Here is a 24,003-nt window from a genome sequence, read left to right as displayed (position 1 = left end):
AAGACCTCTATTTATCAATTTTTTTGGGTTTGTATAATAATTTTATTTCAGGTAAATATTCATGTTTATTTTTGTCATTTGAATCATATAAATATAAATTAGGTAAAAAATGAACCCCTCATCCAGTTTGATAACGTGCTTCAATTAAAATAAATTTTGGTTTATCGTTAATTCTTGGATATATAAATTGTAATCTCTTGGGCTCAAATTTATATTTTCTTAATAATTCAATGCAATCAATCATTCTTTCCACTGGAAGAACTAAATTTAAATAACCTTTTTGTTCAATAATTTTTGAACTTCCGTAAATTAATTCTTCTAAGTTTAATTTAATTTCATGAGTAGCTATTAAAAATTCCTCGGAAACATTTTTTTTCGTATTTGTCTTATTAAAAGGAAAATATGGAGGATTGGAAACTATAATTTGATATTTTTTATTATTAGTTTTAATATAATTTTTTCAATATTCATTAAAATCTTCATTAATAATATTTATTTGATTTTCTTTATGATTTAAAGATACATTTTCAATAGCTAAATCAGCGGCTTTTTTTTGTATTTCTATTGCATCAATTTTAAGTTTAGAATATCTTTCTGCTAAAAAAATTGATAATGCACCATTATTAGTACCTATTTCTAATACATGTTTTGTATTAGAATTTAACATTACAAAATTACCTAACATAATAGTATCAACTGAATAATTAAACATTGATTTATCTTGTTTAATATATAAATTTGAATTAAAACCTAAATTATTTTTAACAATTTTATTTTCTATTTTCATAATTTTTACCTTTATTTGGTTTATGAAAATGTTTGTTTTTACTTTGTAAATTATTTAAATATTTAGGGTAATATTCTTCTAAAACAGCATCAACTTTACCTGCTATTTCATCAGCACCTATAATAATAACATTTACTTTTTGACCTAAATTATAAATTTTAGTTTTACTTGTTAATTTTGTAAATTCATCATTTGGGGTAAATTCATCTTTTTCTCCAATGGTAGAAATATGGATTAAAGCATCAGTTTTGTTATTAAATTCTATAAACATTCCAAATTTTAAAATACTTACAATTTGTCCAGAAAATTTTCTACCTATTCTAGCTTTATAAAATTCTGCAAATTTTAAATCATTAGTATCTCTTTCTAAATTAGTTGCCTCCTGTTCAGTATAACTAGAATGTTCACCTATCGAATTTAAAATATTTTTGTAGTGTTCAATTTTATCTTTGTTTTGATGAAGATAAATTTCTCTTAAAATTCTATGAACTATTAAATCTGGATATCTTCTAATAGGACTAGTAAAATGACAATAATCTTTGGAAGCTAAACCAAAGTGTCCTATATTATTGGGAGAGTAAATAGCTTTTTGCATTGTTCTTAAGAATAAAAGTTTTATAAAATCATCATTTCTAGTTTTCTTTATTTGTTCAATAATGTTTTGGAAACTTTTTGAATTTATAGAACTTAAATCAATTTTTACATCAATTCCTAAAGATTTAAGAACGGTTTTAAAATAATCAACTTTTTCTTCATCTGGTTTGTCATGGATTCTAAAAAGTAATGGAATTTTATTTTTATTTAATTCAGAAGCAACAGCTTCATTAGCAGCTACCATAAATGCTTCAATCATTCTTTCAGAATCACCAGATGGTTTTACTAAAATATCTAAAACATTTCCTTTATCATCTAATTTAATATAGGGTTCATCAATTTCAAAATCTATATATCCATCATTATATTTTTGTTTGGCTATTAAAATTGCTAGTTCTTTAGCATTGTTTAGCATAATTTTTAATTTTTCATCTTCAAAAGTTAAAGTATTATTTCAAAACTTATTAACATTGTTATAAGTTAAACGATATTTTGATTGAATAATCCCTTCGTAAAAATTAGTTTTAATAACCTTACCTTCTTTATCATATTCAATTAAAACTGACAAAGTAAAACGATCTTCATTTGGATTTAATGAACATATTCCATTAGATAATTTAAAAGGTAACATAGGAACTACTTGGTTTAGTAAATATATAGAAGTTCCTCTATTAAATGCTTCTAAATCTATTAAACTATTTTCTTGTACATAGTAAGATACATCAGCAATATGAACTCCCAAAATATAATTGCCATTATCTTTTTTAATTACATTAATAGCATCATCAAAATCTTTGGTATCATCTCCATCAATAGTTACTATTAATTCATCTCTAAAATCTTTTCTATTGATTAAATTTTCTTCTTTAATATTTTCAGGAATATTTTCTATTTCTTTATTTAAAGTATTTGAAAAATATTTTGGGACATTTCTTTCATCTAGTAAAGCTTTTACATAACACATTGGGTCATTAGTATTTGAAATTTTTTCTATTATATCTATGCAAATAAAATTATTATTTATGTTAATAATTTTTGCTTTTACAAGATCTTTATTTTGGATTTCTATTGATTTGTGTTTAATAGAAAATTTTTCATTTGCAAATTTTTTATTAATACAATCAAAATAAGTTATGCCTTTATTTTCACAAATGGCACCATATAAATATTCAGTATTTCTATTTATTATTTTAGTTATGATACAAAAAGGTTTTTCATAAATATCTAAAAATAATTTAGCTTCAACTTTATCATTATCTAATGCTTTGTTAAAGTAGGTTTTAGGAACATAATAACTTTCATCTTCTTGATTTGCATCTATTTTTTCTAATTCTATAAAACCAAAAAAACCCTTTGAATTTACCTTCAAAGTTCCTGTTATGTTTTTTACAAAAGAAACATATTCATAATCATTAGTTTTTAAATTTTTGGTTATTTGATATGTTTCTATTAATTCAAATAAAAAATTGGTTAAAACTTTATTTTCTTTGTAAGAAATTTTTAATTTTTTAGCTATATTGATAAAACTAAGTTTTTTTTCTTTTTCTAATAGTTTTATTATCGATTCTTTATTAAGCATAAATTATTTTTTAATTAAAAAGATTCTAATTACTACTGCAAGAATGATTAAAATAATTCCTAAAGCAAACATAGTATATTTAAGAACTTTTTTAATACCCCTTTCTTTAGAATATTTGAATAATTCCAAATCCCCAGAACCAACTAAAGCCCCTGAGAAACCATTAGAATCTGGTGACATTATTAAAGAAACAATCATAATGATGATTGAAATAACTATCATAAATGACATAATGATTGTTGCAGCCATACTTTACCTCTTAAATAAATATTTCTTATTATACTTTATAATTTTGCTTATTAATTGACATAAAAAATAAAGGTTAATTATTTTTTATATTTTCTTCATATTGCATTGCATAAAAAATTCATTTTTGTTTTAGATTTAAATACCATTGTCTTGAAATATCAAAGATATTTTTAAAAGTTATTAAGTCACTTTGTAAAATATTTTTGATATTTTTATCTTCCATAGAAAAAATTAATTTTTTGAAATATTGATGAACTAATTTATTTCTAAATTCTACAATGTACATTAACTCTTTAGTTTCATTATGATTAAGAATTTTAATTTGATTAGCTTGATTTACTAATCTACCAAATGATTCATGATTTAGTTTAGACAATTCTTTTTCAGCTTTTTGTTCAGCTTTAATCATTAATTGTTTATGTTCAATATAGTTTTTATTTTTTTTATATCAATAAGATATTTTATTAACTGATACTAATAAAGCTAATTTATATTCCAATTTTTGAATACAATGAATAATACTTCCTGTCCAAAAATGAATTTGATCCATTAAATCTTGAATTTCTTTATTTTTATAAATATATTTCATTATGCTCTCTTTATATAAAATACACATATAAAATGTGTATTAATTATTTTTTGAATCCATCTATTTCATAGGTCTTTTCTTCACTAGTAGAACCATCAAAAGTACGTTTTAACTTGAATGAAATGATGATTTTTTCATCTCCTGCTGCAGGAGTTTTTTTAAATTTAAGTTCAATGATTTCATATTTATTATCTTTATAGTTATCAAAAATAATTTTGTTTAATTGAACTTCATTAGCTTTAATTTCTTTTTTGTTTTCTACATTTGCTCTAATTTTGTTTAATTGTTCTTTTAACAATTCATTACTATCTTTAGATTTAAAACCAGAAATTTTATAAAAACCATTGATTTCAGAACTACCATATTTTTCAATTAAATCTTTTCTTTCGGGTTTAATTTTTAATTTATATCTAAAAGTTATTTCACCTTCATCAAAATCGGAACCATTAATACCTTGTTGTGAAGAGTCATATGGAGTATATTGATCATATTCTAATTCAAAATCTTCAGGTTTTAATTCTGGGAAACCTTCAAAAGGAAGATATTTTTTGCCTTCAGGATCATTTGGATCTTTTTTATATCCTAAAATTAATTGTTTAAAAATTTTATTTGATGTTTTTTGGAATTTGTGTAATTCTTTATTAGAATTAATTTCTCCAAATGAAAGATCTTTTTCATTTAATTCATTAAATTTAATATCTTTTGAAGATGGAGTAATTTCTATGTTTTTGGCAATTTTTTTAAGTTCTAAAAAGTTTAACTTAACTTCTGTTTCTAATACCTTATCAAAACTATAAAATTTATCATTAACTTTTTTGAGTCCATCTAAACTTTCATTATTATCCAAAAAAGCAGTATTTGAATTGTATTTTAATTTATATTTAAAAATAAAGGTATTTTCACTATTTTTTTTCTTTTCAAAGGTAATTGAATTTTCATCTATTTTAAAGCGAGAAGAAAGTTTATAGTATTGTTTTTCATATTCATCAAATGAGAAATATTTTTTAATAAAGTTTTTTAATTTATTATCTTTTTCTTTATTGTAAGCTTCTATAAGTTCATTATAGTTTTTGTATAGTTTATTTTCATCTTCTGGTTTAGTTGAAAAAGAAGGCACAAATAAATCATGTAGATTAGTAGTTTGATTAAATTTTCAATTTTGAATTAATCTATCTTCAAAATCATTTTTAATTTGTTCTTTAGTTATTTTCTTAAAACCAGAAAGTTTAAAAATTTTTGTTTTATATAATTTTTTTTCTTCTCTATCTTTTTCTGATAATGATTTATGTTCTACACTTATGTATCTCATTCTTAAAAATAATTCACCAGTTTCTTCATTTGCAAAAGAAGAAAAATGGAATAAATATTTTTTATTATTAATGTATTTTAAAGGTGTTCCTCTATTATTTGTTATTGAAAAATTTATATCTGTGTTTTTTTCTTTGAAATTAAAAAATTGATTAGCTCAATATTTTTTATATTCATCTCTTTTTCCTGATGGTACGTCTAAATCATTTAATATAGTATCTTCATCGCTACGTATTAAATCTCTAGGAGATTTCTTTAGGATTTCTTTATTTTCAACGTGTAATTGGTAGGTATCAATGTTATCATCTGGATTAATAGAATTAGTTTTTGATTTAGCAATAATTACAGCACTATAAGTTATTACAGTAGCAGCACAAAGGTTAGCGGCAATTAACAAAGCAACTTTAGGTTTATTCATAATTTCTCCTATGTTAATTAGTATTTATTTATTATAAAGTAATTTAGTTATATATAGTATTAATTTGTCAAAACCAAAACGAGTCAATGAAGATATATAAAATAAATTATTCAAGTTTTTAAATTGATATTTTTGTATATCTTTTGCTATTTTAGATTTTTCACTTTGGTTTAATTTATCTATTTTAGTGTAAATTAAGGAAAAAGTTTTATTCATTTGAATAATCAAATCAATAATTTCTAAATCAATTTTTGTAATACCTATTCTTGAATCAATAAGAATAAAAATATCTTGTAGTTTTTCTGCTTGGTTTATATATTTAATAGTAGTTTGGAACATTTTTTCTTTAGCATCTTTTGACATATTTGCATAACCATAACCAGGTAAGTCTACCATAATTTTATGATTGTTATCTTCAAAGTAATTTATAAGTCTAGTTCTACCAGGAGTTTTTGATACTCGAGAAATTTTTTGATCAGTTAAAGAATTTATTAAAGTAGATTTACCTACATTAGATCTTCCTCAAAAGCATATTTCATTTTCATTATGTTTTAGAAATGAATCATAGTCATTTCCAGATTTAACAAATTTTCACATTTTTCCTCATTTAGATTTTTAAAATTACATAATAATTTTAGAATATTTTATTTATTTGTGTTTTATCTATGTAAGATTTTGAAATAAAAAACTTGCAATGTTATAAAACTTGCAAGTTAATTATATTTTTAGAGTAAAATTAAAGTCCCATTTCAGTTAAAGTTTTAACTAAAACACCTTGAGGAACTTCATCAATATCAGCTGTTCCAGCAATATCACAATGGATGTATTCAACTCCATTTGTGAATTCTTTTAAGAACATTGCTGCTGAACAAGAACCAGCTTGTCCTGATAAATCAGTATTTTTCATATCAGCAACTTTTGAATCTTTAATATTTTTGATAAAAGCATCATCAAAAGGCATTCTTCATAATAATTCATGTTGATTTTCTGAAGCTTTTAAGATATCTTCTCATGCTTGATCAGAAGTTGCTCAAATTCCTGAGTAGGTTTGTCCTAAAGCAGACACAATAGCACCAGTTAAAGTAGCAACATCTACTAATCTAGTAGCTTTTAATTTAGTAGCACCATAGTATAAACCATCAGCTAAAACTAATCTACCTTCTGCATCTGTGTTATTGATTTCAACAGTTTTACCACTCATTGATTTTCATACTGAATCAGGTAAAGAAGCATCTCCATTAACTCTATTATCGGTAATACACATAATTGCTGCAACATTTTGCTTACCTTTTAATTGTGCAATAGCTTTAACAGCAGAAGCTACAATAACTGAACCAGACATATCAAATTTCATTCCAAGCATTGATCTAGGAGGTTTTAGTGAATATCCACCTGAATCAAAAGTAATACCTTTACCTACATAAACAGTTTTTTCTTTTGAAGAAGGATTTCCATTATATTCAACAATAACTACTCTTGGTTCATAAACACTTCCACGATTTACTGAAAGTAAAAGTCCCATTTTTTCTTTTTCAATTTCTGTTTTATTTAAAACAGTTACTTTTAATCCTTTAACTTTTGAAAAATCTTTAACAATTTGTTCAGCTAAATATTCTGAATTACAAATATTTGGTGGAGTTACTTGCAAGTTTCTAGCAAAGTTTTGTGCTTCCGAAATTATTACTGCTTTTTTGAAAGTTTCTTCTAATTCATTTGTAAGTTTTTCTACGTAAGGAATTAATTCAAATTTTTGTTCTTTTTCTGCAGTTTTAACTTCATAAATATCAGCATTAACAAAGTTGTATGCTTTTACAAATGCATCAATAATTTCATTTAAATTAAGTTTTTCATTAACAAAAGTTTTTAAATCAACTAAGTAATTTCTAGAAGCATCATTTACTAAGTTTTTAATCAAAGCATAAAATTCAACATAACCAAATTTTGATGCTTCATCTAAATAAACATATGCTTCATTTTTGTCTAAAAATTCTGTAATTTTATTAGCTTTTTCAATTAAATTTTGAGGTAGTTTATCACCTTTATAAATAGCTTTTAAAACTACATCTTTGGTTTTTGAAGTAGATATATTTTTAAGAAACATTTTTCCTCTTTCATTTTTATATAAAAATAAAATATCACATTACACATTTAATAGCATAATGTAAAGATTATATTATTTATTTAATTAGAAAAATTTTTATATTATAATTTTTTTAATGACTAGGAGTATAGTTCAATGGTAGAACAACGGGCTTCAACCCCGTGTGTTGTGGGTTCGAGTCCTGCTACTCCTGCCATTTTTTTATTAACTTTTAAATAAAAAAAATAATAAAAAAAATGGGGCGGTTGACGGGATTCGAACCCGCGAATGTTGGGACCACAACCCAATGTGTTAGGCCACTTCACCACAACCGCCACGTTTAATTAATACTTAACTATTATAAATTAAAATAAAAATATTTTTATTATTTTGAACATTTTTTATATTAATTTTTTTAATTAAAATAAAAAGCAAAAACGAATTTAATTTTACGTTTTTGCCTATTTTATAGTCAAATCAATGAAATGGTACATCGTGCAGGGTTCGAACCTGTGACCCGCTGGTTAAGAGCCAGCTGCTCTACCGACTGAGCTAACGATGCATTTAAAAAACATAATTATTATACAAAATATAAATTAATTATTTATCAAATTTCATTTTTGTATAAATCATTTATATTTCATAAAAAATCAAGTTTTTCATATGCTAATTTAAGAGTATTTTTTGAATATTTTCAACCCAATCCATCTGTAATTCAAATAAAATTAACATTATTTATTTCTTTTATATTGTCATTTAATTGAATATAACTTCTTGTTATTTCATTTAATTTGGAACCATTAGAAGAATAAAAATTTGTTTCTATTAGATATGTTTGATTATTGTGATAAATTATAAAATCAAATTTTTTTTAATTATTTCTTTTGGAATTTTTATGTTTATATTTTTGAATGTTAAATATTCATTTAGTGTTTTTTGAGAATAAAATTCTAATTTTTTAGAAGAAAAATATTTTTCACATATTAATTCCATAGATTTGCCAGTTCTATTTTTTCTAGCATTTGTATCTAATTCTATTTCTAGTCCTAATATGAAGTTTTCTAAACTTTGATTTTCAATAACATTTTTAAGTAACTTTTTCAATCCAGTTTTATTAATAAAATCAATATATGTATCAATAGGATAATTTTGTTTTTTAAAATTAAAAATGTAATTTTTTCCAAATTCAACAACAAAAATTTCATGTTGTTTAATACCTAATAAATAAGGTATTTTTTCTAACATTTTTGGTTCATTTATTAATAATTTTTTTAAATCTTCATCAAAATTATTCGATGTTTTAAGCACATTTAATTTTTTAATTAGTTCTTTATATAAATTGAGATTATTATAAATTTTTTCAAAATCAACAAAAAAATCAAAATTATTTATTGATGGTTTCATATTTAAAAACCATTCTTCAAAATTTACTTTCATATTTGAATTAGTTAGTAATTAGTAATAATTACTTCCTCTATTTTCCCTCTTTTTGATGCGTTTGAATTTATCATTCTTTTTGCTTTAACAATTGTTATTTTATAATCTTTATATAATTCTCTAATTAATTTGGTGTTATGATTACTTAACATTAATTTAACATTTCTTTTATCTAATTCTTTAAAAACATTTGATAATTTAACTTGATCTTCTTTATTAAAATCATATTCAGTATATGTAGTAAAGCTATTTTTATCATCTAAATTATAATATGGTGGATCAAAATATATAAAATCATTTTCTTTTGCATTTGAAACAATGTCAATATAATTTTCACTATAAATTTTTATTTCATTATTAGCAAAATATTTTTTTATATTGTCAAAATTTTCCTTTGAATATAAAGTTACTTTTTCTTTTTTACCAAAAGGAACATTAAAAAAACCTTTTGAATTAACTCTATATAAGCCATTAAAACATGATTTATTTAAATAAATAGTTCTACCAGCTTTTACTCAAATAGGTAGTAAATTAAATCTATGATCTTTATCCATGCTTCTAATTTCATAATAAGTTTTTTCAGAATGTAATTTTTCTAATTTGTTTAGTTCATCAACTAAATTGTTAAAATAATTTTCATTTGTAAAACAACTATATATGTCCATTAAATTTTTGTTAATATCATTTATATAAGCTTTTTTAGGTTTTAATTCAAAAAAAATTGCTCCTCCACCTAAAAAAGGTTCAAAGTAGGTGTTAAATTCTTTAGGAATCATCTTTATGATTATTTCTTTTATTTGACGTTTTCCACCAGCTCATTTAACAAAAGGACTTAATGATAAATTATTATTTGAAGACATATAATAATTTTATATTACTTATTTAGATATAGCATAAATGAATATAAAAATATGCTTTTTATGAAAAGTTAAGATTTATTTTATTATTTATAATTATTAAGATTAATATTTTAAGTATATTTATAAAAAGGAATCAATGAAAGCACAAAAAGCAAAAATTAATGCTAAAAAAATTATTAAAAAATTTGGTTTGAAATTAGAAAATCAAAATCCTGAAGAATTAAATTATAAAGATATATATTTACCTGCAATTAAACGTCTTGGTTTAGAATTAGCTAACGCTATTGAAAATGATAGATATGGTAAAAATATTATTTGTTGAGGAACTAGTGAATCCAAATATTTTGTAAAAATAGGAAAAGAAAAATCTTTAGAAACTTTAGAACGTGTTTTATCTATTCAACCTCCTTTATTAATTCTTTCTAATGGGGTTAGTGATTTACCTAAAAAATGAATTTTTTCAATTGCTGAAAAACATAAAATTCCTTTGGTATTTTCTAATAGATCAACTTCTCAAATTTCAACTACAATTGGAACTTATTTAAGTGATTCATTTTCTCCGGAAGAACAAGTTCATGGATGTTTAGTAATTGTTGGAGGAGTTGGAGTATTAATTATTGGTGAATCAGGTGCTGGTAAATCAGAAGCAACACTTGAATTAATTCAAAAAGGCCATTTATTTGTAGCTGATGATGCAGTTTTAATAAGACACTCAGGAGCAAATTTTTTAGGTAGATCTCCTGAAATAACTAAAAATTTCATTGAAGTTAGAGGTATTGGTTTTATTGACGTTAAATACACATATGGTATTAGATCTATTATTGATACAGCAAGAATTGATTTAGTAATTGAATTAGTACCTAAAGAAAAATTAAATACACTAGATAGAATTGGAGTTGAATATTTAAAATTTAAAATTCTTGATGGTTATGTTAATATGATTCAAATTCCAGTGAAAGATGGTTTTTCAGCGGGTTCATTAATAGAAGCGGCTGTAAGCACATTTTTATCTAGAAAAGATGGAGTTGATGTTCTTAAAGAATTATCAAGAAGAACTATTGAAGGAGGTGAAGATGCATAAACCAAGTTGAACACCAGAGGCACCAATTAAATCTGGTGAACAAACTCCCTTGTTTTATATCGGTAAACTACCAATTCAAACATATTCTTTAATGTTAATGTTTGGTATGCTAGCTGCTATTATTACTATTTATATTTTTTGAAAAAGAGAAAAATATAAAATTGAAATTTTGATGGGCTTAATCATTATTACTATACCAATGGCTCTTTTTGGAGCACGTTTAGGTTACATTATAGAAGCTTTAATATATGATCCTGGAACCATTACTTGGAAAAACTGATATAAATCATGAGAAGGTGGATTAAGTATCCAAGGTGGAATTCTTTTAGCAATGGTATGCGATTTAGGTTATGTTTATTCAAAAAGAAAATATGTAGATATTCGTAAAGTTTCTTCCATTATTATCCCAACTATTTTAATTGGTCAAGTAGTTGGTAGATGAGGAAATTATGCTAACCATGAAGTTTATGGAAAAATAGATTGAACAGGAAGATCATCATTAATTTTTGGAAAATTCTTTGCTTCAAATATGTATATTACTGATTCATTATCACAAAGTTTAGGATTGGAAGGTGCTTATAGATATCCATTATTTTTATACGAAGGTATTGCTAACTTAATTGGTTATATTTTAATTGTTTGAGTAATTAATTGATTAGGTTTATTAAAACCTGGTGCTTCAGTAGGACTTTATTTCTTATGGTATGGATTATTGCGTTACTTTATGGAACCTTTAAGACAAGAATCATTTAAATTGTATGTAGTTATTTCTATAATTTTTATTATGATAGGAACTTTTGCTTTGATAAGATATCAATTTTTAAATTCAGTTCATTATATAAGAGCATGAAGAAATGGAAGATATGTTTATCAATATGCCCATCCTGAAAAATATTATGCTTATGTGGAAAGAACTAAATTCTCTAATTTATTTAAATTTGTTGAAAAAACACCAAAAACACCAAAAACTATTTAAAATAATTGATTTTTGACTTTTTTATATAGTCAAAAATCTTTTTTATTTATTAAAATTAAAATAATGATTATTGGAGGCAAAATGGAACAAGAAATAAAATATGATATTTTAATTATAGGAGCAGGACCTGCTGGATTAAATGCTGCTTTATATGCTTCGAGAGCAAATTTGAAAGTTGGACTTATTGAAAAAAATATTCCTGGTGGTAAAGTAACTCAAACTGCTAAGATTGAAAATTGATTAGGAACGCCTTTTATTGATGGGGTTGAATTTTCACAAAAAATATTCAATCATGCTATTAGTTATGGAACTGAATACATTTATGGAGATGTAGTAGAAATTAAACATTATAAAGATTTTGAACAAGAAGTAATTATGCAAGATGGAAGTTCTATTAAAAGTAAAACAATCATAATTGCGACAGGCATGAAAAATCGTGAACCATCTTTTATTAAAAATTATGAAAAATATTTAAATAGAGGTTTAAGTTATTGTGCTGTTTGTGACGGACCTTTATTTAAAGATAAATCGGTTTTGGTTTTAGGTGATGGAAATTCAGCATTTGAAGAAGCTACATATTTAACTTCTTTTGTTTCTCATGTTACTTTGATAACAAAAGATCATAATTTTAAAGCTGAAAAAAAACTAGTTGATGACTTTTTAAAACAAAAAAATATTACTTTATTAGCTGGGGCCATAATTAAAGAATTAGGTGGTGAAAATTCTTTAGAATATGCCTTAATTATAGATGAAAATGGAAAAAATAGTAAGTTAGAAATTAGTGCTTTTTTCCCATTTATAGGAATGATACCAAGTTGTGAATTTGCTAAAAAATTAAACATTTTAAATGACAATGGTTTTATTAAAACTAATGAAAAAATGGAAACAATTTTAAAAGGTATTTATGCAATTGGAGATATTAGAGAAAAAGAAATTAGACAAATAATAACCGCAGCTAGTGATGGAGCAATTGCAGCAAAACATATAAGTGATATTTTGAAATAAAAAGAGGTAATCAAATGAAAGATTTAGATTTAAAAGTAATTAGTGTGATGAGAGGTTTAGCGATTGATGCTATAAATGAAGCAAAAGGTGGACATATGGGAATGGCTATAGGAGCAGCTCCTATTACTTATTCTTTATATGCTAAAACTTTAAACATAAATTTAAAAGATCCGAAATGAATTAATAGGGATAGATTTGTTTTATCAGCAGGTCATGGTTCAATGTCAATTTATAGCATTATGAATTTGTTAGGAATTTTAAATATTGAAGATCTTAAAAAGCATAAAACATTTGGTTCTAAAACCCCTTCGCATCCTGAAATAGATACTTTTCCTTTTATAGATGCAAGCACTGGACCCTTAGGCCAAGGTATAGCAATGAGTGTAGGAATGGCTATTAGTCAAAAATATTTAGCAAGTAAATTTAATAAAGATAAATTCCCAATTTTTGATCATTATATTTTTGCCTTACATGGAGATGGATGTATTCAAGAAGGAGTTTCAGCTGAAGCTTTACAACTTGCTGGAACTATGCAATTAGATAAATTAATTATTATTCATGATTATAATAATGCTCAAATTGATACAAAAGCTGAAGAAGTAAATAATATAGATTTATTAAAATATTTTGAATCCTTTAATTTTGCAACTTTTGATGTTAATAAGCCAACAGTAGAAAATATTTTGGAAGCAATTAAGCAAGCAAAATTATCAAAAAAACCTTCTTATATTAGGGTTCATACAATAATTGCTGAACACACAAAAAAATCTGGAACCCCTAAGGGACATAATGGCACTTTAAGTCCAGAAGAAACTATTGAGTTTAAAAAAGAAATGAATCTAAAAACTTTTACTCCTTTTGTTTATGAAAAAGAAATTTATGAATATGTTCAAAAACATTGAGAAGAAAAAAATAAAATTTATGATAAATGACAAAAAATGTTTGCTAATTATGCAAAAGAATATCCAAAGCAATATGAACAAATTAAATTGTTATTTGAAAATAAATTAAGATTTTCATTTGATAAAGTTAAATTTGATTTAAAAAATTGTCCTACAAGAGATTATTTTGAACAATATATTAAATTTATAGAACAAAGATATTGAAATGTTATAGGTGGTTCTGCTGATTTATATTCTGCTACCAAAGTAGGTTTTAGTAAATCTATTAAAAATGGTGGCCAAGGAATAAATTATGGTATTAGAGAATTTGCTATGACAGCTATTAATAATGGCATTTATTTAGATAGTAATTTAAGAACTATTGATTCTACATTTTTATCTTTTGCAGATTATACAAAAGGTGCTTTAAGATTAGGATCAATGATGCATATTCCTGCAATTCATTTTTATACTCATGATTCTTATTTAATAGGTGGTGATGGTCCTACACATCAACCATTTGACCAAATACCAATGTTAAGATCGATGTCAAATTTAAAAGTATATAGACCTTCAACTAAAGAAGAAACTAAATATGTTTTTGAAAATGCTTTTAATGATTTAAGTAATCAAAGTGTTATTATTGGGACTAGACAACCTATTGTTGTGGATGAAGAATTGAAATTTAATAATAGAGAAGGATATAGTATTTATTCAAAAAGTAAAGATTTTGATTTGTCCATTCTTACAACTGGTTCAGAAGTTGATTTAGCAATTCAAGTAGCTAAAAATTTATGAGAAAGAAAGAAAATAAAAATTCAAGTAATTTCTATTCCTCTACTCCAAGATTTTGCTAATAATGAAAGATTAATAAAATATTTAAAAATTAATACTAAACCTATTTTTGCTATTGAAGCAAGTTCTGATAATTTATGGTATAAATTTGCTAAATATAATAAACTTTATACTCATCTTGCTTTGACTTATGGATATTCAGCGGATGGAGAAATAGTTTATAATAAAAAAGGTTTTAATGTAAAGAATATATCAATAAAAATTATTGAATTTTTAAAAAAGATTAATAATAGAGGAATAGAAAATAAATATGAGAGAAATAGCTTATAGAGAAAACGAATATAATGACAAAGTTTTTGAACTTGAAAGAAAAGGCGGAATTCAAATTAAAATTATGAATTTTGCTAATAAAATTTTGTTGTATTTGCCTATAAAAAAGACATATTCAAAAACTTGATATGTTTTAGAAGATAATGATGAAAGCTTTATTATTAATGGTTTTAATAGAGATAAAAGCAGTTCAAAAGAGTTAGATCAATTTTCATCAATTCCTGTTTATAAAGGAACTTTTATTGATTTAAATTTATCAAATGTATATGGAATTATTAATAATTCTAATAAACCTATTAAAATTTTAGAAATTACTAATGAAGTAACCAAAGAAGATCGAAAATTTGATTTTTTAGTTCAAGATGAATTAGATAAATTAAAAAATTATTACACTGAAAAAAGTTTATGACCTATAAATGTTTATCCTCAATATGGTAATAGTGCTGTTTCTGAATTTAAATGTTCTCATTTTATTCAATACAAATTTGAAAATTGAAAAGCAACCCCTAAAAAAGATTGTATAGTAATTAATCTAGATGAACAAAGATGTTTCAGAAATAAAGCTGGTAAACAAATAACATTCAAAAATTATTTCTTAATATATAAAAGAACAATAGAAATGGAATAATATGAATAATATTAATTTAGAAAGAAAAACAGAACAATTACATCAAACAATTGCTCATATTATTAATGAACAAATAACCAATGTTAATATAAATGGGGTAACAGTTATTGAAGTAAAATTAACACCAGATTTATCTTTTGCTAAAATTTTTGTTTCTTTTATAAATAATGCAAAAAAAGGTATAGAAGCCCTTAATAATGCTAAGGGATATATAAGAACAAAATTATCTAAAATTTTAGATTGAAGAAAAGTTCCTGAATTGACTTTTGTTATTGATGAAGTTTCTATTAAGGCTTCAAAAATAGATGAAATATTAAGAAAAATAAAAGAAGAAAAATAAAAGTTGGAGTTTCCAACTTTTATTTTATATGGTGCTGATTACAAGAATCGAACTTGTGACTATTGATTACGAGTCAATTGCTTTACCACTAAGCGAAATCAGCAAAATGTAATTGACTTTTATAAAAGTATATAATATTTTTAGTTCTAATTTATTGGAGGAATTATGAAAAATAGATTTAAAAAATTTTTATTTATAGGAACTTTATCTACCATCCCTTTTATATTTATACCAATGTCAAGTAAATGTAAAAATGAAGAAAAACCAAAACCAGAAGAACCTTCTAAACCTAATCCTGAAAATTCTTTAGATAAAGAATTAAAAGAAAATTTAGACAAGATTCAATTGAAATTAAAGGGATTAACTCCTGAAAATTATCAATATATGTATCCTAGTGAAGTTAATGATCAATCATTAATTTTTGAAAATTTTGATAAAAATGTTTATGAAATTATTGAAATTACTAAACAAGCAGAAAATAAAACTGGAATACTAAAAGTTTCTTTTAAAATCAAAAGAAAAGATAATTCTAAACCTTCAAACATAAGAACAATTGAATTAAAAGGATTTAAAATAGATGATTATAAAGTAGAAAAAACTACTGAATTTGAAGATATTGTAAAAAATAAAATTAAATTTGAATTAATTAATAGTAATTGAAAATTAAATAAGATTGCACCATCTTTTGTAAAGAGAGACGGATTTTCATCTTGATTTAAATATAAACAAGAATCTGGATTAGCTGATATAGAAACCACTATTGATGATTCTTGATATAAAGAACTTAAAATTGATGAAGAAAAGGGCACTGTTACTATTAAATATAGTATAGAAGTAAAAAATCATAAAAATAAAACTAAATATACTTTTGAAAATCAAGAAATTACTATTGAAGGTTTAAATAAAAAACCTACTAAAGAAAAATTTGAAACTTTCTTGAAAGAAAAAGCTATTTTAGAAGCAACCTTTGAAGGAACTAAAATTGATAAACAATATACATTTGAATTCTTAAAATCTGTGCAAAATGATATTGTAATGAATGTTTTAGATAAAGAAGATGAATTTATTTTTCCTGAAGATTATAAATATAATGAAAAATTTATTTTTGATTATATTAAATTATTAAATAGTGATTATAAATCAAAAATTGATTTAGAAGTTTCAGGTAAAGTTGCTGGTTGAGATTATGAATTAACCAATTTTAAATTAGAAAATAAAGAATTCCCAATACAAGAAGGAAGAACATTAAAAGATATTATAGATTCAGAAAATTTTAAATTTGATTTAAAAGAAAAAAAATTATATCCAGCATTTAAATATAAACAAACTTTTGAAAATAAATTAAAAGAAAAATTAGAATTAACTATTGAAAATAATAATATCCAGCAAACAAAAGATTTATTATCAAAATGAGGAGTTTCTATAAAAGAAAACTCAATCAAAATTATTGATGTTGATTCTAAAAATAGAAAACTAAAAGTTAAGTTAACTCTTATTAAAGATAATACCTTTGGGGAAGAAGAAACCGAAGGTATTGAGATAGAAAAAGAAATTGAAAATTTTGCAGAAGCAACAAATATGAAAGATCAAGATTTTGAACAAGTTTTAGAAAAATTAAAATTTAACATAACTGAAAATTCATATTTTGAAGATACTGCAAAAGAAGGTATTAAACAATTAGTAAAATTAAATTTTGAAAATAGTGAATTTAATAAAGAATTTTTAGAAAATAATTTAATTAAACAAATTAATGCAGAAGAATTTGATAAAAATGTTACATTTACTTTTGAAGAAGCAACTCATTCAGTTATAGCAAAAATAAAATGAATTAATTCTTCTAATCAAGTAAAAGAAAAAGAAATCAAATTGGTTCTTAAAGAAGGCTCAATAGAAAAAGATTTAGATAATTTATTAGAAGAATTAAAAATAAATGTTCCAACTGATAAAGATGTTTGAACTATTCAAAGCAAAGATATTGCTTCACAATATAAATTATTTGAAGAAGCATTTACAAAAAATCCTAGTGTTTTTGTTAAAACACATGGAAAAGACAAAAACTTTATTATAGATTACGAAAAAAATCCTAAAAATAAAGAAAAATACAAAAAATCTATAGAACTTGCAAAAGAAGGTAAATTACCTTTAACCTTTACTTTTGTTCATAAAGATTTAAATTTAGAATATAAAATTACAAAAACATATCAAGGTAAAAAACATGAAAGTTTAGATTTAGATAAATTAGCTAAAGAAAACAAAATTTTTGAATTAGACAAAACAAATCCTAAATATAAAAATGAATTAGATGCTATTAAAAGTTTTTTAGAATCTAATTCCAAGGGTGGATATATTAAATTAGAAAATAATGGGATTATAAAATATGGAACAAGTAGAAATAAATCTAATACATTAATTAGCTTTTTAAAAATAAATAATTTAATAACACAATCAGGAGAAATAAAAGCTATTATTCCGCCTATTAAAAATAATGATGGATCAAATGTTGATGGTAATAGAAGAGCATTATTTTTTTCAAAAGATAAAGATGGTAAAGTTATTATTAGATACAGAATTTCATCAGAACAAGATGCTATAGAATATATTTTTAATTTAGAATAAGGTTAAAAAAACAAGAGAAAAATAATCTCTTGTTTTTTCTTATTGTGCTTTTTTATAGACTAAAATAATAATTTTTTTATTTAAAAAATGTTTAAACATATATAAAAATTTCAACAAAAATCTTTTATTTTGTTGTATCATTTAATAAGCATTTTAGTTGATATTAGCCATATAAGGCACCATAGCCAAATGGCCAAGGCACGAGTCTGCAAAACTCTGATTACGGGTTCGAATCCCGTTGGTGCCTCCAAAATGCGCCCATAGCTCAATTGGACAGAGTGTTTGGCTACGGACCAAAAGGTTGCGGGTTCGACTCCTGCTGGGCGCGCCATATCACTATTGTGAAGTACAAAGTCATTTCTTTAATAGAGAAATGACTTTTTTGTATATTATAATTATTATTAATTAGGAAATATATGGTAGAGAAAGAAATCTTAGAAAAACTTAAATTATTATGTAAACAATTAGAGAATGATTCTTTTGAATCACTAGAAGGAATAGCATATGTAAATGCTTTATATAACACCTTTCCTTTAAAAAATAAAAATGATTTTCCATTTTTAGAAAGAGATATTTTGTTACAACCTCAATTTAAGGATTTTAAATTCCCTGGAATGAGTGAATTTATACCAACATGTATTTTAGAAGCGAAACCAATGACTATTAAAAATAATGAAAAATATAATGAAAAAATAATTGTTAAAAATTTTTTAACTAAAGAGGGAGAAAATATTTTTTATAAAAAATTAGGAATTTTATATTTAATAACTTGTTTAATAAATAATAAAGAATATATTATTAAATTTGGGCAATCAAGAACTAATTTTAAATTAAGGTTACAATCTTATAATTGTGGAGCAGTTAGTAATTTTAGAACAGCAAGCACAACAAATTTTAAGATTTTACAATCTTTTGTGGCCAATAGAAGACAATTTAAATTATATTTAATTGATTGTTCAGAACCAAAAACATATATTTGGCATAACATTACATCTATACCTTTTACTAGTTCAAAGAGTTTAGCATATGAAGACATCATTATCAAAGAATTTATTAAACAATTTAATAGAAAACCATTAGGAAATATTCAATCAAATTCAACAGAAATAAAATAGCTAATATTTGATAGTATTAGCTATTTTATTTATTGTTTCTTTTTCTTTTTCATTTAATTTAATATCATTTAAAACCATATTTTTTAAAATTTTTAAATTATTAAAATTACCATATCTAGTTAAATGTATTAATACTTTATATTTTGCTTCTCTTAATTTTTTTAATAATTTATTTTGTTTTTGATTGTCATCTATACATATATATGCTACAGATTGGGTTACATTACTTTTTTTAACTAGATAAGGTAAAAAATAAGTTGATAAAGGTATAATAATTTTATTTTTTTCATAAATGTCTTGTTTAAAAGTAGAATATCTATTTTTTCTAGCTGTATGAATTGTTAAAAATTTAAATTTTTCATCTTGTTTATCACTTAAATATTTAGATTTTGTAAAGTTATGCAAATCACATCTATACTTTATTAAATTATTCTTTAATTTAATATTTACCATTTTTTTTGATATAGATAAAGTTTCATTAGAAATATAAAGTGGGATAAAAGGAGTGTCTTTTTCAATAAATACTTTTTGTGTGTCTTCAATGCAATATTTATTTTTTACAATTGTTTCAATTTTTTCTTTAGTTTTTTGCCAAACAAATATAGAAAAAGATGAACCAATTTTAGGAAAAAATTTTTTGGCATTATTATCTATAACTAGAAAAGATCCATTATATAAAAGTTTTTTTAGTGTAGTATTATTGTTGTTGTAAGACATTCAATTATTAGGTGTTATAAAGCACAAATATCCTTGATCATTTAATAAATCAATTGATTTTTCAATAAATTTATTTGATAGACTTTTATTTTTATTTCCTCCACCAGAATAAGGAGGATTGGCCATTATTAGGTCAAATTTAGTATTATTGAAATCTCCAGTCATATTGAAAAAATCTTCATTATTTATGTGTGTCGGGTTTAGAATTTTTTTACAATTTTCATATCTAATTGTATTTAATTCATTAAATCAAATATTTTTTAAATCTGTTTTGAAAGAACAATATGCTCCAAAATTTCCATTTCCAGAACAAGGATCCAAAATTTTTAAATTATTTTTATTTCAAAATTCTTCCGGAATATAATCAATCATTTGTTCTACACATTTCATTGGTGTACATTCATCATCTTTAGAATTTTTGTGTGTTAAATCATTATTTAAAGAATCAAAAAAATCAAATATTTCTTGTTTTTTATTCAAATTATTTTTTTTAATTTCAAATTTAAAAGAAATATTTTCATTTATTGAATTATTTTTTGTATTCATAAAAAAATTATAAACAATCATAAAAAATAATATATAGATAAATAAAATTGATTTTAAAACATTTATCTCATTAATAATTAAGAAATACTAAATTACTTAAAAATTTAATTTCTTTAATATAAAGTAAAATTTATATGCTATGAATATATTTAAAACTATATTAAAAAAATTTAAAAAAAATAAACCCATTGAAGAAAACAATAATGATAAAAAAATTCAAAAATGAGAAAATTATGAATCATTTGCCAATTGATTTAGAGATGCTATAAAACTAGTTTCAAGCATTAGAATATTAAATTCTATACCTCTTGATTTGGGAAAATTTATTTCTTATCCATTTGATTTAAATAGATTTGAAGCAGCAAAAAACTATCAAACTTTATCTAAATTTTTAATTAAGGAAATAGAAGAAAATAATAATAAATTAGAACAAAACAACAAAGTCCCTTTTATTGAATATAATGATGATAGTGAGTTTTCTAAAATTTTAATTTCTAAAATTGAAAATAAAAAAGAGTTTTTTTCTCCTAGAAATTTCGATGATACAAAAGAATTAATATTTAGAGTATGATCTTCAAAAAATCTTAATGAAGATTTATGTTATTCTGTATATGAAACAGGAATTGTAGTTTTTAATTATATTTATACTATTGATCAATTATTAGAAGATAAAAATGAAGACAATGTGTTTTTAAAACTCTTATTTGATAAAACTTTTTCTGATGTTTTTAATTCTAATAGAATGATTGAAGACTTTAATAATTTATCAAATACAGCTAAAGTAAAATTCATTCAAAATTTTGTTAATTTTCATTTTTTAGAAAAAAATAATTTTGTTTTAAATAAAAATATTGAAAATGATAAATATGAAAACCTTTTCTTTTTAAAGAAAAGAAAAGAAATTTTAGAAATTGTTCAAAAACTTAAATTAGTTTTACACAAAAAAGATTTTTGAACAAAAACTAATGGAACAGAAAATAATTTAAAATCAAGAAAAAAATTAAATAGACCTTTATCAATGCTTTCTAATTATTCAAAACCAAATTATGATGGGTTTTCATTTATAAGAAGTATTCTATTTCAACCAGAAAATTTTGAAATAATCGAAATTTCTAAATGATGTCAATCTATAACATATAAAGGTATTCATAATTATTTAAAATGAAATAATATTATTTCATTAGAACAAAAATTGGAACATAATAATATATTTTATTTAGATGATAATTCTTCTAAATATAAATGTTCCAATAATGAAGGATTAATTAAAACAAATAATTGTAATTTGGTTAGTATTTTAAGAACTGATAAAAAAAATGATTCTGTAAAAACTTTTATTAATTCATTTAATTTAATTCAATCATTTTGGATGCTATCAGATTCTTTAACTAATAATATTTCTAAAGTTGATTATGATTTTTACGGTTTGAAAAATTCTTTACCTATACTAAATTACTATAATAGTAAATTAAAAGATTTTAATTCAGGGGTTCAAAATTCACCAGTTTTAGCAAATCTAAAAAAAGATATTTATAATAATTGCGATTTAGAGGAAAAATTTGCTGGTGCTTTAGCTGCTATTCAAGCAAGGTTTGCTATTGAAGATGGAAATAAAGAAAAGAAAAAAGCAATAAATGCTGGTGTTTTACAATTAACAGTTTTAGTTTTTGCTGGTATTGCTTCATTTGCAACTCTAAATAGATTTTTTGGTAAAAATGGAACTATAAAAGAAATGTGACATTTCTATATTTGAGGTCCTATATTTATAATAATTGTTTTATTAATTGCGGCATTTGCTTCATATTTAGATAAAAAGAAATAATTAAGGAGATATTATGTCATTAAAAGCTGGAATTGTTGGACTACCAAATGTTGGTAAAAGTACTTTATTTTCTGCTATTACTAAAAATCAAGTAGAAGCAAATAATTATCCTTTTACAACAATTGAGCCTAATATGAGCACCATTAATTTAATTGATAAAAGATTGCAAAACATTGCTAAAATTGTAAATCCTGAAAAAATTATTTACGGAACATTTGATTTTGTGGATATAGCAGGTTTAGTTAAAGGAGCTTCTAAAGGGGAAGGTTTAGGAAATAAATTTTTATCTAATATTAGAGAAGTTGATGCGATTATTCATGTAGTTAGATGTTTTGAAAATAAAGATATAGTTCATGTTGCTAATAAAATTGATCCTGTTACAGATCAATATGTAATTAATACAGAATTGATATTAGCAGATTATGAAACCATAAGTAATATTATTAATAGAGTGGCAAAAAAAGCAAAATCTGGAGTTGCTGAAGCTATAATAGAAAATAATCTTGCTTCTAAAATTAAAGAGCATTTAGAAAAAAACTTACCTGTAAGAAATATAATTAATTTTTTTAATGATGAAGAAAAAAAAGTTTTAAAAAGTTGACAACTTTTAACTTCTAAACCTATGATTTATGTTGCTAATATTTCATCAAATCAATTATTGGATTATCAAAATAATCCTTTATATAAACAATTAGAAACAGAAGCAAAAGAACAAAATTGTTTAATTTTACCTATTTGTGTTCAAATAGAAAGTGAATTAGCAAATATAGAAAATGAAGAAGAATTAAATGAATGATTTACAACATATGGAATAGAAGAAAGTGGATTAAATAAATTAACTAAATCTGCTTTTAAATTATTAGAATTAGAAACTTATTTTACTGCTGGACCTTTAGAAGTTAGGGCATGAGTTTATAAAAAAGGTTCATTAGCACCCAAATGTGCTGGTATAATCCATTCAGATTTTGAAAAAAAATTTATAAAAGCTGATATTATTTCTTATCAAGATTATATAGATTATAATGGTGAAAATGGTGCTAAATCAGCAGGTAAATTAAGATCGGAAGGAAAAAATTATATAATGCAAGATGGTGATGTATGTCACTTTAAATTTGGTAAATAATTTACCAAATATGGGAGTTTAGTATAATGGCATTACTGTAGTCTCCAAAACTACTTATGTGGGTTCGATTCCTACAACTCCTGCCATATCAATATTATTTGTCTAATAATTCTCTATTTTTTAAAAT

General features: G+C 23.0%; 21 protein-coding genes and 7 tRNA genes. 14 read left to right on the top strand and 14 right to left on the bottom strand.

Annotation, left to right across the window (positions count from 1 at the left end; all coding sequences use genetic code 4):
- Positions 1 to 7: 7 nt before the first annotated feature.
- From ACJA27_RS03010 to ACJA27_RS02980, 7 genes are all read right to left on the bottom strand, one after another.
- Positions 8 to 787, bottom strand: coding sequence for a tRNA1(Val) (adenine(37)-N6)-methyltransferase (locus ACJA27_RS03010; RefSeq protein WP_406617822.1), 780 nt, complete (start codon positions 785 to 787; stop codon positions 8 to 10).
- Positions 771 to 2,960 carry a ribonuclease R gene (rnr, locus tag ACJA27_RS03005; protein ID WP_406617821.1) on the bottom strand — a complete coding sequence of 730 codons (2,190 nt, stop codon included), beginning with the start codon at positions 2,958 to 2,960 and terminating at the stop codon, positions 771 to 773. The genes ACJA27_RS03010 and rnr overlap by 17 nt, the downstream gene beginning before the upstream one ends.
- 3 nt (positions 2,961 to 2,963) lie before the next feature.
- Positions 2,964 to 3,209, bottom strand: coding sequence for a preprotein translocase subunit SecG (gene secG / locus ACJA27_RS03000; RefSeq protein ID WP_406617820.1), 246 nt, complete (start codon positions 3,207 to 3,209; stop codon positions 2,964 to 2,966).
- A 73-nt stretch (positions 3,210 to 3,282) separates the two neighbouring features.
- Positions 3,283 to 3,798: a HepT-like ribonuclease domain-containing protein gene (locus ACJA27_RS02995; RefSeq protein WP_406617819.1), complete on the bottom strand. Its 516-nt coding sequence runs from the start codon at positions 3,796 to 3,798 to the stop codon at positions 3,283 to 3,285.
- A 43-nt stretch (positions 3,799 to 3,841) separates the two neighbouring features.
- Complete coding sequence (locus ACJA27_RS02990) at positions 3,842 to 5,524, bottom strand: MAG1430 family protein (protein ID WP_406617818.1); 1,683 nt, start codon at positions 5,522 to 5,524, stop codon at positions 3,842 to 3,844.
- 24 nt (positions 5,525 to 5,548) lie between these two features.
- The gene (gene yihA / locus ACJA27_RS02985) at positions 5,549 to 6,121 is read right to left on the bottom strand and encodes a ribosome biogenesis GTP-binding protein YihA/YsxC (RefSeq protein ID WP_406617817.1); all 573 of its coding nucleotides are present in this window, start codon (positions 6,119 to 6,121) and stop codon (positions 5,549 to 5,551) included.
- Positions 6,122 to 6,260: 139 nt separating this feature from the next.
- Positions 6,261 to 7,625 carry a M17 family metallopeptidase gene (locus tag ACJA27_RS02980; protein WP_406617816.1) on the bottom strand — a complete coding sequence of 455 codons (1,365 nt, stop codon included), beginning with the start codon at positions 7,623 to 7,625 and terminating at the stop codon, positions 6,261 to 6,263.
- 121 nt (positions 7,626 to 7,746) lie between these two features.
- On the opposite strand from ACJA27_RS02980, the gene ACJA27_RS02975 reads away from it, so the two are divergent.
- Positions 7,747 to 7,821, top strand: a tRNA-Trp gene (locus tag ACJA27_RS02975).
- Between the two features lie 41 nt (positions 7,822 to 7,862).
- Here the strand turns inward: ACJA27_RS02975 and ACJA27_RS02970 are convergent.
- The 5 genes from ACJA27_RS02970 to ACJA27_RS02950 all read right to left on the bottom strand — a co-directional run bounded on the left by ACJA27_RS02970 (position 7,863) and on the right by ACJA27_RS02950 (position 9,901).
- A tRNA-His gene (locus ACJA27_RS02970) sits at positions 7,863 to 7,939 on the bottom strand.
- A 151-nt stretch (positions 7,940 to 8,090) separates the two neighbouring features.
- Positions 8,091 to 8,166 (bottom strand) — tRNA-Lys (locus ACJA27_RS02965).
- 42 nt (positions 8,167 to 8,208) lie between these two features.
- On the bottom strand, positions 8,209 to 8,430 hold the full coding sequence (locus tag ACJA27_RS02960; protein ID WP_406618305.1) for a DpnII family type II restriction endonuclease: 222 nt from the start codon (positions 8,428 to 8,430) through the stop codon (positions 8,209 to 8,211).
- Between the two features lie 26 nt (positions 8,431 to 8,456).
- Positions 8,457 to 9,041, bottom strand: coding sequence for a DpnII family type II restriction endonuclease (locus tag ACJA27_RS02955; protein WP_406617815.1), 585 nt, complete (start codon positions 9,039 to 9,041; stop codon positions 8,457 to 8,459).
- An 11-nt stretch (positions 9,042 to 9,052) separates the two neighbouring features.
- Entirely contained in the window at positions 9,053 to 9,901 is an 849-nt protein-coding gene (locus ACJA27_RS02950; RefSeq protein WP_406617814.1) for a DNA adenine methylase, read from the bottom strand.
- Between the two features lie 136 nt (positions 9,902 to 10,037).
- On the opposite strand from ACJA27_RS02950, the gene hprK reads away from it, so the two are divergent.
- The 6 genes from hprK to rbfA all read left to right on the top strand — a co-directional run bounded on the left by hprK (position 10,038) and on the right by rbfA (position 15,937).
- Positions 10,038 to 10,982 carry an HPr(Ser) kinase/phosphatase gene (gene hprK / locus ACJA27_RS02945; protein WP_406617813.1) on the top strand — a complete coding sequence of 315 codons (945 nt, stop codon included), beginning with the start codon at positions 10,038 to 10,040 and terminating at the stop codon, positions 10,980 to 10,982.
- Entirely contained in the window at positions 10,975 to 11,958 is a 984-nt protein-coding gene (gene lgt, locus ACJA27_RS02940) for a prolipoprotein diacylglyceryl transferase (RefSeq protein WP_406617812.1), read from the top strand. The genes hprK and lgt overlap by 8 nt, the downstream gene beginning before the upstream one ends.
- An 81-nt stretch (positions 11,959 to 12,039) precedes the next feature.
- Complete coding sequence (locus ACJA27_RS02935) at positions 12,040 to 12,963, top strand: NAD(P)/FAD-dependent oxidoreductase (RefSeq protein ID WP_406617811.1); 924 nt, start codon at positions 12,040 to 12,042, stop codon at positions 12,961 to 12,963.
- Between the two features lie 14 nt (positions 12,964 to 12,977).
- Positions 12,978 to 14,969, top strand: a complete 1,992-nt coding sequence (locus ACJA27_RS02930) for a transketolase-like TK C-terminal-containing protein (protein WP_406617809.1) — start codon at positions 12,978 to 12,980, stop codon at positions 14,967 to 14,969.
- Positions 14,950 to 15,597: a hypothetical protein gene (locus ACJA27_RS02925; RefSeq protein ID WP_406617808.1), complete on the top strand. Its 648-nt coding sequence runs from the start codon at positions 14,950 to 14,952 to the stop codon at positions 15,595 to 15,597. The genes ACJA27_RS02930 and ACJA27_RS02925 overlap by 20 nt, the downstream gene beginning before the upstream one ends.
- Before the next feature lies 1 nt (position 15,598).
- Positions 15,599 to 15,937: a 30S ribosome-binding factor RbfA gene (gene rbfA / locus ACJA27_RS02920; RefSeq protein WP_406617807.1), complete on the top strand. Its 339-nt coding sequence runs from the start codon at positions 15,599 to 15,601 to the stop codon at positions 15,935 to 15,937.
- A 29-nt stretch (positions 15,938 to 15,966) separates the two neighbouring features.
- Here rbfA and ACJA27_RS02915 read toward each other — a convergent pair.
- Positions 15,967 to 16,040 (bottom strand) — tRNA-Thr (locus tag ACJA27_RS02915).
- A 62-nt stretch (positions 16,041 to 16,102) separates the two neighbouring features.
- Here ACJA27_RS02915 and ACJA27_RS02910 point away from each other — a divergent pair.
- From ACJA27_RS02910 to ACJA27_RS02895, 4 genes are all read left to right on the top strand, one after another.
- Positions 16,103 to 18,553, top strand: a complete 2,451-nt coding sequence (locus ACJA27_RS02910; RefSeq protein ID WP_406617806.1) for a lipoprotein 17-related variable surface protein — start codon at positions 16,103 to 16,105, stop codon at positions 18,551 to 18,553.
- Between the two features lie 175 nt (positions 18,554 to 18,728).
- Positions 18,729 to 18,803 (top strand) — tRNA-Cys (locus ACJA27_RS02905).
- A gap of 4 nt (positions 18,804 to 18,807) precedes the next feature.
- Positions 18,808 to 18,884, top strand: a tRNA-Arg gene (locus tag ACJA27_RS02900).
- Between the two features lie 85 nt (positions 18,885 to 18,969).
- On the top strand, positions 18,970 to 19,668 hold the full coding sequence (locus ACJA27_RS02895; RefSeq protein WP_406617805.1) for a hypothetical protein: 699 nt from the start codon (positions 18,970 to 18,972) through the stop codon (positions 19,666 to 19,668).
- Here ACJA27_RS02895 and ACJA27_RS02890 read toward each other — a convergent pair whose 3' ends face one another.
- The gene (locus ACJA27_RS02890) at positions 19,669 to 20,931 is read right to left on the bottom strand and encodes an Eco57I restriction-modification methylase domain-containing protein (RefSeq protein WP_406617804.1); all 1,263 of its coding nucleotides are present in this window, start codon (positions 20,929 to 20,931) and stop codon (positions 19,669 to 19,671) included.
- Between the two features lie 139 nt (positions 20,932 to 21,070).
- On the opposite strand from ACJA27_RS02890, the gene ACJA27_RS02885 reads away from it, so the two are divergent.
- The 3 genes from ACJA27_RS02885 (at position 21,071) to ACJA27_RS02875 (ending at position 23,962) form a co-directional block, all read left to right on the top strand.
- Positions 21,071 to 22,753 (top strand): hypothetical protein, encoded by a 1,683-nt coding sequence (locus ACJA27_RS02885; RefSeq protein WP_406617803.1) that lies wholly within the window; start codon positions 21,071 to 21,073, stop codon positions 22,751 to 22,753.
- Positions 22,754 to 22,766: 13 nt separating this feature from the next.
- The gene (ychF, locus tag ACJA27_RS02880; RefSeq protein WP_406617802.1) at positions 22,767 to 23,876 is read left to right on the top strand and encodes a redox-regulated ATPase YchF; all 1,110 of its coding nucleotides are present in this window, start codon (positions 22,767 to 22,769) and stop codon (positions 23,874 to 23,876) included.
- A gap of 12 nt (positions 23,877 to 23,888) precedes the next feature.
- Positions 23,889 to 23,962: transfer RNA gene (locus ACJA27_RS02875), tRNA-Trp, on the top strand.
- Positions 23,963 to 24,003 lie beyond the last annotated feature (41 nt).

This window comes from Mycoplasmopsis lipophila (assembly GCF_045276895.1).
Lineage (GTDB): Bacteria > Bacillota_I > Bacilli_A > Mycoplasmatales > Metamycoplasmataceae > Mycoplasmopsis > Mycoplasmopsis lipophila.
This window is presented reverse-complemented; position numbering and strand designations above follow the sequence as displayed.